This is a genomic window from Deltaproteobacteria bacterium, assembly GCA_016709225.1.
Taxonomy (GTDB): Bacteria; Myxococcota_A; Polyangia; order Nannocystales; family Nannocystaceae; genus Xiheibacterium; species Xiheibacterium phototrophicum.
Map to the genome: position 1 here is coordinate 32,250 of JADJEE010000007.1, position 11,168 is coordinate 43,417.

General features: G+C 69.9%; 14 protein-coding genes. 4 read left to right on the forward strand and 10 right to left on the reverse strand.

Translation table 11 applies throughout. The features are described from left to right. Positions 1-13: 13 nt before the first annotated feature. The 10 genes from IPH07_24525 to IPH07_24570 all read right to left on the reverse strand — a co-directional run bounded on the left by IPH07_24525 (position 14) and on the right by IPH07_24570 (position 6,867). Positions 14-391 (reverse strand): hypothetical protein, encoded by a 378-nt coding sequence (locus IPH07_24525; GenBank protein MBK6920589.1) that lies wholly within the window; start codon positions 389-391, stop codon positions 14-16. Then, complete coding sequence (locus IPH07_24530; protein ID MBK6920590.1) at positions 379-894, reverse strand: RusA family crossover junction endodeoxyribonuclease; 516 nt, start codon at positions 892-894, stop codon at positions 379-381. The genes IPH07_24525 and IPH07_24530 overlap by 13 nt, the downstream gene beginning before the upstream one ends. Further along, complete coding sequence (locus IPH07_24535) at positions 891-1,034, reverse strand: hypothetical protein (protein ID MBK6920591.1); 144 nt, start codon at positions 1,032-1,034, stop codon at positions 891-893. The genes IPH07_24530 and IPH07_24535 overlap by 4 nt, the downstream gene beginning before the upstream one ends. Positions 1,035-1,484: 450 nt before the next feature. Continuing rightward, the gene (locus tag IPH07_24540) at positions 1,485-2,156 is read right to left on the reverse strand and encodes a hypothetical protein (protein ID MBK6920592.1); all 672 of its coding nucleotides are present in this window, start codon (positions 2,154-2,156) and stop codon (positions 1,485-1,487) included. Further along, positions 2,153-3,976 (reverse strand): hypothetical protein, encoded by a 1,824-nt coding sequence (locus tag IPH07_24545; protein MBK6920593.1) that lies wholly within the window; start codon positions 3,974-3,976, stop codon positions 2,153-2,155. Before IPH07_24545 ends, IPH07_24540 begins: the two co-directional genes overlap by 4 nt. A gap of 184 nt (positions 3,977-4,160) precedes the next feature. Next, entirely contained in the window at positions 4,161-4,409 is a 249-nt protein-coding gene (locus IPH07_24550; GenBank protein MBK6920594.1) for a hypothetical protein, read from the reverse strand. Further along, complete coding sequence (locus tag IPH07_24555; protein ID MBK6920595.1) at positions 4,406-5,608, reverse strand: PD-(D/E)XK nuclease family protein; 1,203 nt, start codon at positions 5,606-5,608, stop codon at positions 4,406-4,408. The genes IPH07_24550 and IPH07_24555 overlap by 4 nt, the downstream gene beginning before the upstream one ends. Positions 5,609-6,005: 397 nt before the next feature. After that, the gene (locus IPH07_24560) at positions 6,006-6,203 is read right to left on the reverse strand and encodes a hypothetical protein (protein ID MBK6920596.1); all 198 of its coding nucleotides are present in this window, start codon (positions 6,201-6,203) and stop codon (positions 6,006-6,008) included. Positions 6,204-6,243: 40 nt separating this feature from the next. Then, positions 6,244-6,519 (reverse strand): hypothetical protein, encoded by a 276-nt coding sequence (locus tag IPH07_24565; protein MBK6920597.1) that lies wholly within the window; start codon positions 6,517-6,519, stop codon positions 6,244-6,246. A 144-nt stretch (positions 6,520-6,663) separates the two neighbouring features. Further along, positions 6,664-6,867: a hypothetical protein gene (locus tag IPH07_24570; protein ID MBK6920598.1), complete on the reverse strand. Its 204-nt coding sequence runs from the start codon at positions 6,865-6,867 to the stop codon at positions 6,664-6,666. A 419-nt stretch (positions 6,868-7,286) separates the two neighbouring features. Between IPH07_24570 and IPH07_24575 the strand changes: the two genes are divergently transcribed. The 4 genes from IPH07_24575 to IPH07_24590 are packed head-to-tail and all read left to right on the forward strand — an operon-like array spanning position 7,287 to position 10,515. Continuing rightward, the gene (locus IPH07_24575) at positions 7,287-7,511 is read left to right on the forward strand and encodes a hypothetical protein (protein MBK6920599.1); all 225 of its coding nucleotides are present in this window, start codon (positions 7,287-7,289) and stop codon (positions 7,509-7,511) included. A gap of 54 nt (positions 7,512-7,565) precedes the next feature. Continuing rightward, positions 7,566-7,811: a hypothetical protein gene (locus tag IPH07_24580; GenBank protein ID MBK6920600.1), complete on the forward strand. Its 246-nt coding sequence runs from the start codon at positions 7,566-7,568 to the stop codon at positions 7,809-7,811. 31 nt (positions 7,812-7,842) lie between these two features. Then, entirely contained in the window at positions 7,843-8,079 is a 237-nt protein-coding gene (locus IPH07_24585) for a hypothetical protein (protein MBK6920601.1), read from the forward strand. Between the two features lie 39 nt (positions 8,080-8,118). After that, a complete protein-coding gene (locus tag IPH07_24590) occupies positions 8,119-10,515 on the forward strand; it encodes a hypothetical protein (protein ID MBK6920602.1) in 2,397 nt (798 codons plus the stop codon). The last annotated feature ends 653 nt before the right edge of the window (positions 10,516-11,168 follow it).

Below are 11,168 nucleotides of genomic sequence, written 5' to 3' on the forward strand. Positions count from 1 at the left end.
GACGCCGCGCGGGTCAGCCACACTTCGCCCCCCGCCCACTGCGCTTCCGAAACGCCGCGTGGTGGTGACACGTGCTGCGCCGGTTGTTCTCGCTGCGCGAGACCGGCTCGAGGTGCCACGGTGCGCAGCACAGGATCGACGCGCAGCCCCGCGCGCGCACGTGGTCGAGCGTCAGCTTGGCGGGCAGTCGACGGCCCTTGCGCTGCATCTTCTCCCACACGACGCGGTGTGCCTGCCTGCTCTGCCCCCGGTCGTGCACGCTGCCGTAGCCCCCACAGCGCCCGCCGCGAGACGCCGCGCCGATCCACAGCAGGCAGCCCGTGGTCGGCTCGAGCATCAGCTTGGCTGCGAGCCGCGGCGGCAGGCCTTCGAGGTCGCCTACAACGCGCACGGGGCCACCTCGACGATCGTGTGTTCGGGCCTCGGCCACTTCGACACCAGCAGGCCCGCGACCTGCGAATCGTCCACGTACGCGCCGCCGAGCTTCAACGCGTCGAGGATGCATTTCACCGGCGAGTCCACGTCGCCGAGCGGCAGCCCGGCGTTGTGCTCTTCGCGGCACGTCCGCGCGAACGCGGGAGCGATCGTCACGAAGCACGGACCGCGCAGCGTCGCGCCTCGCATCGCCTCGACGCGCGCAGCAAGGTTCGATTTGAAGCTGCCGTAACGCTTCGAGGTGCGGTAACGGCCGACAAAGCGACCGTTGATCGCTGCGTCCTCGACAGGCTGCGACGTCGTGACGATCAGCGACGGGGCCGCAGGGACTGGCATCAGGCCGACCAGCGCGTCGCGGGCGAGCTCGAGCGCTTCGCGCTGTGCGCTCGCGTCGCTGGAATGCACCGCGTCGACCAGCTGCTGCAGCGCGGTGCGCAGCACGTGTGCTTCGGTGATCACAGCGTCGCCTCGTCGGCGTGGTAGGGCGCCACCTCGACCTCGGGAATCGGCGGCTCGCACACGTCGCCGCTGTCCAGCTCGCAGGAATCCGCCCACGGGCTGCAGTCGATCAGGTAGACCACGAGCCGCGGCGCGGTCACGACAACCCCCGGGGCGAGATGCGGGTCGCTCGCTCGGGCATGCGCTCGACCTGCGCCGGGGCCTCGCGGCGACCTCGGCCGTCGGCGCGGCGGCCCTGATACCAGCTCGGGCGGGTGCCGCCGCGGCCGTCGCTGCACTCTTCAGCGCGGGGGCGGTAGTATGGCTGCAGCCGCTCGGCAATGCGGCCGAGGTCGCCTTGGCACAGCAGGCAGGTTTGCCCAGGAAGGCAGAAGGGACATTGCCCCGCTGCCAGCATTGCACGCTCGCGCGCAGCCACGTTGCCTCGCTCGAATGCAGCCGGATCGCCTGCTGCCGCGGCGCAATACGACGCCGACTGTGCGCGGGGTGCACGGCGAAGAGCCCTGTAACGCCCGGGCTCGGGCTGCGTCTGTATCCGCAGTGTCAGTCAGCGCGCTTCGGGGCCGCGCCGCTCTCACCCGTGCGAGGCGCTAGAACGGAATATCGGAATCGTCGAAGTCGCCTGCGGTGCCTCGCGGATCGTCGTCGTCGCTGCCCGCGTCGTCGCTGTCGCTGTCCGGCAAGTCGGGCATCGGCACGGTCGCGAACTTCTCGTCGGCGTGCGTGCGTGCGGCGTCGCTGAGCGCGGTGCAGTAGGTGTCGATCTTGGGGTCGCCTGCGTTCTCGCTCTTCTTTCCCTTCACGCCCAGCACCTGCTCGACGATCAGCATTTGGCCTCGGAGCGCCTGCGTTTGCACCGCGACCGCGAAAAAGGCCCCGTTGATCTCCGACGCTTCCGGAGACGCCGGATCGACGCCGGCCGCCGCCATCACGAAGAACTTGGCGTCGCGCCAGCCGAGCTTTTTCCACTTGCCGCCGGTGACCCAATAGAAGTCCCGCACATCGCCGACCTCGACGGGATCATCTTCGACCACCTCTTTGGTGTCCTTGTCGATCCGCTTCGTGCCGCCCTTGAAGACGTGCAGCACCTGCACCGTCGCCGCGACGAACGGGTCGCCCTCTTCGGGGTCCTGATCCTCGCGCAACTCAAGCACACGCAGCAGGTACTTTCCGGCGTGCCGCAGGTACTGCCGATTGCGGCGGCCCTTCGATGTGTCCGCGTCGTCGAATCCGCTGTATGGCGATGCCTTCTTCGTCGTCATTCGTCGCTCCAGTTTGCGAGCAGCAGTCGCTGCCGTTGTCCGCTCTTCTCTTGGGCCTCACGCGCGCCAGCCTGTGCGGCCTCGAGCCGGCGCCTGTATCTCTCGGTCGGGCACCAGACGATCAGCTCGACCTCGTCGGCGGGTTGCCCCGGCCGGTGCAGGCGGCAGATCGACTGCTCGCAATCTCGAGCACCCGGAAGCGGGGTCAAGTAGAGAGCACGGTGAAATCGCTTGAGCTGATCGCGGCCCTCGCTATTCGCCTGCAGCGACAGCGCGATCGTGCGGGTGCCGTCCTCGACGTCCTCGACGTAGCGCCCGTCACGATCGAGTCCCTTCTGCCTGTAGTACGGCACGCCGAGCTGCGCCAGCTGCTCGCCCACCGCCACGATGTTGGTCCAGATCAGGCATGGGTCGCCCTTGCTCGCGAATCTCACCGCGTCCTCGAGCGGGGACACGTCGATCCAGTTGGTGGTGCGCACCGGCTCGAAGCTGTGCTGCAGCTCCCCCCACCGGCGGCCTTCGGGCACCTCGAGCGGACCGCCGAGGCCGTACTGCCGCCAGATCTGCAGGTAGGTGTCGAAGCCTTCGAGGTCCGCTTCGGCGACCTTGCGCACGAACCGGAACCACTGCCGCCGGGCGGTCAGCCACTCCTCGGGGCCGGGCTCGCGCCAGCCGTACCACAGGCCGAGCGCGGCCTGCACTTCGCCGGCGGCCTGCATGTGCGGCTCGAGCTCGACGCCGTCGGGGCGCTCGCCGGTCTGCATGATGCGCAGGAGCTCGCGGCACGGCGCCGTCAGCTTGGGGCTGTGCACGCGCGCGACGATCGACGCGCCGCAGCTGGGATCCGTGCTGCCGATGCAGCCGGGCGTCGAGCGCAGGTGTTCGCCGAAGCCGATCCGCAGCTCGGAGGAGGTCCGGCCCCACGGCGCCAGCGCGCCGGGGGCCAGCGGCTCGATCTCCGACATCGGCGCCGGCTCGTCGATCGCCCGGCCCCATTGCTTCGCCTCGGCGAGCGTGCGAGGCAGCGGCATCTGCTCGAGGCCTGCGCGGCCAAACGTCCAGCGCATCAGATGGTGCACGCGCTCGAGCTTCGAACCCAGCCACGTGCCCGACAGCGCGACGACCTTCGGGCGGTGCGCTGTGATGTACCTGTCCAGCCGCTTCGCGGCGGCGTTCCAGGCGGCGACCTTGTGGGCCTCGTCGAGCTCGATCAGATCGGGCCGCAGGTCGAACAGCGCGCCGTCGTGCACAGCGAGCGACAGCTGGCTGTAGCTGATCACGATCAGCACGCCTTCGGGCGGCGGCGCGTGCCGGTGCTCGGCCTCATAGCGCACTGCCGGCGCGACCCTCCAGCCTCGCGACGCGAGGTCGTCGAACGCGTCGAAGGTGCGCTTCCGCAGGCCGCCGGGCACCGCGAGCAGCGGGCGGCGGGCCTCGGCGAGCAGCGGGCCGACAGCTGTGATCAGCGTCTTGCCATCGCCACAGCCGAGGCCCGCCAGGGTGCCGCCCAGCTGATCGAGCTCGACGAGCGCGAGCGCCTGCAACGGCCACAGGCGCTCGCTCCCGCTACAGAACTCGCGCGACAGCAGCTCAATCGCGTCGGGCACCTCGACGCGGCGGGGGAGAGCACGCACGCGCCGAACCTCGGGGGAGTCCGGCACACCATCGGCCTCGAGCGCGCGCCCGATCTTCGAGCGCAGGTCAAAGTCGGCGCGGGTCTTGCCGACACGCGCGAGCATCTGATCGAGCAGAGGCATACCTAACGGAAGATCCGGCGCCAGATTGACGGCTTCACAGGCTTCGGGCTGTAGTCCGGGCACCGAAGCCGTCCACGCCTGCGTACTCGGCACGTAGTATACGCGGTAAGAATACGGTCGCCGTCAACGGGGCTGACCTCTACCGCGTCTTCCAGACTGCAGATCAACAAATAGCCAGCCTTTCGGCAGTGCCCGCAGTTGACGCAAAACTGCGGATCGTTGTCCTCGGTTTTTCGGAATGGATCCGTCACGGCGGCGTCACCCACGGGGCCGGCGGGTGATCGATGGAATGCCACCACGCCTGCTTGAACGACACGGGCGACAGGTCGGCGCCGCGAAGGCTGTGCCGAGCACGGCGGAACCACGCGCGGGCGCGCTGCCTCTGCGTGCGGTCGGGGCCGACGACGCGCTGCAGCGGGGCGGCGCGGGGCGGCGCGGGGAACGGGTCGCGCAGGATCTCGAGCTCGGCGCGTCGCGCCTTGGCCGGCGTGATCACGACGCCGACTCCTCGTTGTTACGCGCCCAGTCGGCGACGACCTCCAGCAGGTCGCGAGCCCTCTCGGCGCTTCCCCCCGAGTGGCCGATGCACACGAGCACCGCGCCGAGCGGGAGACGCCGGTGAAGCTCGACGAGCCCGGAACTCGGGGCGTGCGTCTCGGCCTCCTCGGCGGCGTTGGTCTTGCCGCCGCGCTTCTTCGGTGGCAGGCGCACGTCGGCCGGCTTCGCGGTCGTCGCCGGCGGGGCAGCGGGCGGCGTGGTCGAGGCACCCTTCGGCGCGGGCTGCTGATCCGGCGAGAACATCAGCTCTTCGTCGCCGGCAGGCTGGGCCTTCGGGGCGGTGGTGGTGGCCGGCGCAGCGCCGGCGGCATTGGCTCGCAGTCGGTCGAGGACTCCCATATCAGCTCCCTTTGCCCGCTCGTCGCGGGACGGTCGTTGTTCTTTCCAGCAGGTTTCGCGATACGGGCAGCCCCCGTAATCGTCGCATCGTCGAAGATCGCGGTCGAAGTCGAGGGGCGGCGCATCCCACAGCGGAAGCATGCGGCGGGCGATCGGCAGCACGACGTCGCCCATTCGCTGCAGCGTGTCGCTGCGGCTTTCCGCGTACTCGCGCGGCTGCGCCCATTCGCTGTGATCCTGACCTCGCTTGTGAACCGTCGCGTAGTAGATCCATCGGCATTCGGTCGCATCGAGGCCTACGGCCAGGCGCTCGTCGGTCACGCCGACCTCTTCGCCCGCCGCGTCGTGCTCGATCACGAAGCCGTCGAGCGTGCCTCCGCTGTAGATCGTCCGCTGCAGGTCGTCGGCCAGCTGCTCGGATGTCAGCGCATATTTCGCAATGTCCTTGGTGGTCTTGTGGTCGACCACCAGCTGCTGGTGGCGCAGGTCGACGAAGCCGTGGAAGTCGATGCCGTCGAAGCGCAGCGCGAAGTGCTGCTCGAGCTTCGCCGCGCCGCCGCGCGGCACGTCTGCGAGGTAGCGCAGGCCAGGCAGTACGATGCGGCCTTCCTTCGCGCGCAGGTCGGCGGGGCCGGTCGTGCCCATGTAGTGCTCGAGCCATGCGTGCGCCTGCTTGCCAAGCTTCGTGCTGGCACGCTCGGGCTGCTCGATGTCTCGCGAGTATCGCCACGCACGCGGGCACGCTGTGAAGCGCTTGAGCGCGCTCGGGCTGAAGCGCCGCAGGTCGGAGCGATTCACGGGCACCCTGCGTCGTCGAGCTCGTCGGAGTGCGGCGCGGCGTCTTCGGCGACGAGCTTGCAGCGTGTGCACAGCCGGCGACCGTCGTAGATCCAACGCGCGCGATACGTGCACCAAAGCCCACGGTCGTCGCACGGGATCACTGTGTAGTTCAGGCTGCGATCGATTCGCTTGGGTGCAGGTGCGGGCATACGAAAGCCGCGGAGCGCCGCGGCGCCGGGTCATACAACGCGGGCTTGACCGGGCCTACCGCGAGGTGATTGGATGTCCCGTGTTACGGCCGGGACCACACCGGGATGCCCCGCATTACGGCCGGGGCCCATGCCGGGCGGGCTTTCTGAAGGCTTCCGCCGGTTGGGCTAAGCCCACCTGCAGCGTCGAGGGTCGCGAAGCCGCGTCAAGCGGCCCGCTGATACTTCCGCGCCTTCGTGTTGCCGAGCGCTTCGATCACGCCCTCGTCGATCAGTTGACGCAGGGCGACGCGCACCTGCGCCATCGGGGCGCCGGTCTCCTCGGCGATCGACTTGCAGGTGTGGGCGGCCTTCGAGCGGAACATGGGCTTGATCGACTTGTAGAGATCGTCGGTGGCGGTCATTGCCGATAGATTCGAAGCCGCCGAAGCGACGTCAACCTCGTTACCGGGTGACCCATGCGAAGATGAATACAAGTACGAGCGCGGCGACCGTGGCCACCGCGTACGCGCCGGCCAACGTTGCGACGATCACGACACCCGCGGCGAGCGCTCGTGCGGTGGCCACACCCGGGCCCGGATCGCTCGCCTGCTGCGCAGCAGCCAGGGCGCGCTCGGCATGGTGCGCGCGGCGCTCGGCGGCGGCGCGCTCGAGGTCGGCGGAGAGCAGGGCGCGGCGCAGGCGGTCGATGCGTTCGTGGTAGGGCGCGCGGGGCGTCATTGTCATTTCGTGTTCTCCAGTGCGGCCGCGGCCGCGGTGACGAGGGCGGACAGCAGCGCGAGATCGGGCGAGATCATCGCTCACCCCGCAGACGGCGGCCCGCGAGGGTCACGCGCAGGAGGGAGCCGAGCACGGCCGCAGTCGTCAACGAGGCCAGGATGCGGTCGAAGCGTCGAGCGTCGCTGCGAGCTCGGGCGCCCAGCGCTGCAGCCACGAGGCCACCGAACGAGCTTCGATCAACTCCGACGCCTGCACCGTCCGCAGGGCGGCCAGCTGCTGCTCGAGCTCCTGAATCCGCTGCCGGCGCAGCTTGGCCGCGTACCGCATCGCCCAGACTCTCGAGCTCACCTCGCCCTCCAGCGCCGGGCGGTCGCAGCGGGGGGCAGCTTGGTGGGCGGCCGCGATCTCGGCCAGGGAGCACGCGCGGCGAGCCGCTCGATCGGGGAGATTCAGGCGAGGCATCGCGATAGTTTCGCGCATGGCCCGGGGTTGTGATATCTGTGCGCACGAACAGCCTTCCGGTGTGCCTACTTGACATAATCTATCGACCCGGGACGTTATCGGCACTCGCGCCAGATCCCGGTCGACCGCATGTCGCGATCGGGCTGTCAAGCAGGGCGGGGGCGGCCTCGCCACAGCGTGGCCGTGCTGCAGTCGTACCCCCGCGTCGACTGACGCGCAAATGCGTGAACGCACGACCCGATACTGTGCAGCTGCGCAGCCCTGCCCGTGCGAAAGGGCTGCATGCTCGATCCTGGACAGTGGACATGCAGCAGCCCGCCCTACGACCGGCGATTCGACCGGAAGCAGGCCTTCGCATCAAGCAGGCGCGCCTGCGTGCCCGCATGCGGCAGTACCAGCTCGGCATGGCGATCGGGTTCCGATCGCAGCGCAGTGCCCAAGAGATCGTGCACGCGATCGAGACCGGACGCACCGCGTGGATCGTGTGCTCGCCGCCGCGGCGGCGGTGGGGCTGCCCGTCGAGGCTGTGATCGAGCTCGTGCCGCTGTGATTGACGCGGCTTCGCTCGGCGTGAGCTTGCGTGCATGACACGCGACGATCAGATCACCGCCGCCAAGGCGCTCGTGCGCTCGAGCTACACCCAGGGACGCTACACCGGCGACGAGGCGCTGCGAGGGCCGCTGCTCGACCTGGCGCTGGCGCTCCGCGAGCTCGAGCCCACCAGCGGCATCGACCAGGCCCAGGCCGCCGAGCTGCTGGCCAGCGGGGCGCCGGTGCTGTCGCTGCGCACCGCCGTGGTCGACGCAAGCGGCGGGCCCGAGGCGGCGTGATGCCGGCGGCCGCGTCGATGGAAGCACGCCGATGGCCCCGGTGATCGAGCGCGACCTGCGTGACGCGACGATGGCCGCGCAGACCGACGCGATCGCGCAGCGCGACGCGCTGTGGCACCTGCTCGAGGCTTGCGAGAGCTTCGGCGGCCCCACGGTGCGGGCGCTCGCGCGCAAGCGCTTCGAGGTGTGGGACGGCAGCGACGTGCGCGAGGACCATGAGGTGCAGCGCAGCGTCGCTGCCGAGCTCGTCGTGGTGCTGGCCTGGTGATTGCGTTGACCGTGCTTCCGCGCGCTCAAGCCTTGGCGCGTGTCATGTCAGCTTGCGGTCACACGGTGTAGGGTTCGAGAGGGCGGCGAGACGGGCAAGCTGCGGCTGCAGCGGTTCGAATCGCAGGCCGAGCTGCTGCGGTTCTTCGCCGAGCACGTCGAGGTCAGCAGCAAATACGACGTCGCAGGCATCGTGCCGGCGAGCCGCTGGGAGGATGCGAAGCGCAAGACAGGGCGCGATGCGGCGGCGGGGCGTGACGCGTACTTCCTTCCGCTCGACGTCGACGGGGCAGGGGGGCAGGGGGTGGCGGCCGACCGGCTCGAGGCCTTGGCCGCGAAGCTACGTGCCGAAGGCATCGCCTTCGCGCTGACGTCGACGTTCTCGAGCTCGACGAAGGCAGCGCCCGGGCACTGGCGCGTCCACCTCGTACTGCTCACCGAATGCATGGCCGACGACGCGGTGTACCGCGCAACGTGGGCCGCGTGGGCCGACGCTGTCTCCGACCTGCTCGACACGCCCGTCGATCGCGTGGGGCAGCACATCGCGTGCGTGACCTACCCGCCGACGTGTCCCCCCGGCTCGCCCCGCCTGTCGATCGTGCACGACGGGCAGCCGGTGCCCGCCGAGGTGCCGAGCGTGATGCAGCGCGTGCGCGCGGCGTCGATCGACCGCACGCCGAAGCACCCGATGCCGATGGCCGCCCGCGTCGCCCTGCTGCGAGGCCTCGAGCTCGTGCTCGTGCAGCCCGAGGACACCAGCGGGCACCTGCAGGGCATGCGGGGTCTCGCGTCGGTGCAGCAGATCACGTTCAGCGCGATCGAGCTCGGCGTCGACCTGCCGCACCTGCTCGAGTACGTGGATGCCGAGCAGCGAGGGGCGTGGACGCGGCAGGCGTGCCGCGAGGCCTTCGAGCACGTGTGGCACGACGTGTCGGGGTCGGCCCCGGCGTGGGAGAGCGAACTGCCCCCGGTTGGGCGCGCGCGGATCGATCTCGGGCTGAAGTTCGACGACGTCGTCGATCGCAGCGTCGAGGCGTTGTCGCGGGTGCCCGTACAAGAGTGCCGCGTGTGGCGACACGGTGGGCAGCTGGTGCGAGCGGACCTCTCGAGCTACACGACGCCAGCGCTGCGCACCGAGCTGTCGCGTGCGATCGACTACGTGCGCAGCACCGAGGACGGCGAGAAGACCGTGCACCCGCCGCGCGACGTCGCCGAGAGCGTCGGCGCTGCGGACTGCAGCGCGGTGCGGGAGATCGTCGGCATTTCGCGCGTGCCTCTACTGCGCCCCGACGGCGAGCTGGTGACCGCACGCGGCTACGACAGCGCGACGAAACTGTGGCTCGAGCCGATCGACGTCGAGGTGGGGCACACGCGCGAGCACGCCGAGGCCGCGGCGGTGCTGCTGCTCGACGCTGTCGGCGACGTGCAGTGGCTCGACGCCGAGGTCGACCCATGGGTGTGGCTCGCCCACGTGCTGACCGTGGCTGCGCGGCACCTGTGCAGCACGGTGCCGGTGTGGATCTACGACGCCGACCGCCCCGGCGCGGGCAAGACCACGATCGCCCGAGCGGCCGGGCTGATCGGCGGCCGGTGCTCGGTGGTCTTCAATGCGGGCTTTGGTGGCGACGAGGCCGAGCTCGTGCGCTCGATCGACCCGCACGCATCCGGGGCGGCGCTGGTGTTGGACAACCTGCGCGGGCGGATCGCCTCGCCGGCGCTCGAGGCCGCGTTGACCTCGGGCATCCTGCGCGTGCGCCGGCTGTACGTGGGGCACTGCGACGTGGCCCTGCGCGCTGTAGTGTCGCTCACGGGCAACGATGCGCAGACGGGCAGCGACTGGGCCCGCCGCTCGCTGCCGTGCCTGCTCGAGCGGCGCCGCGAGCTCGACGGTGCTCGAGAACTGCTCGAAGAGCTCGACGACCCGCGCTTCACCGCTGCCGCGCTGACGATCCTCCGCGCGTGGCTGCGCGTCGGCGGTGTGTCGCAGGCCACGTCGCTGCCGAGCTTCCGCGCGTGGTCGCAGCTGGTGCCGGGGGCGATCGCATGGCTCGCCGGCGTCGACGTCGTCGGGGCGACGCGCGAGCGCGCGGCCGAGCTCACGACCTCGGAGAACACCACCGGGCTCGTCGACGCAGTGGCAGACTTCCTGCATTGGAAGCAATGGAGCGAGAGGGGCGCAACCGCATCGGAGATGCTCGAGGGCGGCGCGAGCTACGCACTAGAAGAGGATCCTGGGGCGAAACTGCTGGCGATTCTGCAGCGCGGCTCGCGTGGCACGGTGACGCCGGTGACGGTGGGTTCGATGCTGCGCGACGCGAGCGGCGCGGATCCGCGCCTCCAGCAGTTCGGATCGAGGCGCGATGGCCGCAGATGGCGCGTGGTGACGGTGGATGGTGACGGTGGTGACGGTGATCCGGAGGGGGTGCGTCACCATTGATCGGTGCCGCAGGCCTATCTAGCTACGAGATCATGCAAATGGTGACGGTGGTGACGGTGACGGGGGTACTCTACGTGACGCGCGCGCGAGGGGGGAAATGCGGGACAATAGCGATCTGCCGTCACCACCGTCACCACCGTCACCAGCGCGCTTCCGCGCAGGCCAGCGAGTTGCGCCGGGGTGGGGGGTGGGCTAGGCTGTGGGGGGTAGGGTAGCAGTGGCACTTCCGTGGACCGTCCCCAGCTCGGTGGCAGAAGAGGCGAAAGCGTTCGCACGTGACACTGTCACAAGCGCGCTTCGAGCGCTAGGTCACTTCGTCGAGGGAGAGCTCGAGCGGCGGCGGTCGGCAGCGTTCGCCCACGAGAGGGCGATTTTCCACACGCGCATGCTGGAGACCTGGGGCCGCCGGCCTCGCTGGCACAGGTGGCGCGCTGTGGTGTGGAGCAACCGCGCCTACGCACGCGACGCCGCCCTGGCGCACGCCTGCGGGCTCAAGTGCGCGTGATGCGTACGTGCGTTTGCTCGCAGCATGGCAGCATGGCTACGCGGTTCCGTGCTGTTGCAGCTTGCAACTGTGCGGTTCCGAGCTGTTGCAGCCTGCAACACCCCTCCCCCTTTGGATTTTACTCACATTGCGCGAACGTCGCCGAAGA

Excerpts from the sequence above, each read along its gene's own strand:
- IPH07_24540 (MBK6920592.1), bottom strand. The coding sequence starts at position 2,156 with ATGACGACGAAGAAGGCATCGCCATACAGCGGATTCGACGACGCGGAC.
- IPH07_24560 (MBK6920596.1), bottom strand. The coding sequence starts at position 6,203 with ATGACCGCCACCGACGATCTCTACAAGTCGATCAAGCCCATGTTCCGC.
- IPH07_24565 (MBK6920597.1), bottom strand. The coding sequence starts at position 6,519 with ATGACGCCCCGCGCGCCCTACCACGAACGCATCGACCGCCTGCGCCGC.
- IPH07_24575 (MBK6920599.1), top strand. The coding sequence starts at position 7,287 with ATGCAGCAGCCCGCCCTACGACCGGCGATTCGACCGGAAGCAGGCCTT.
- IPH07_24580 (MBK6920600.1), top strand. The coding sequence starts at position 7,566 with ATGACACGCGACGATCAGATCACCGCCGCCAAGGCGCTCGTGCGCTCG.
- IPH07_24585 (MBK6920601.1), top strand. The coding sequence starts at position 7,843 with ATGGCCCCGGTGATCGAGCGCGACCTGCGTGACGCGACGATGGCCGCG.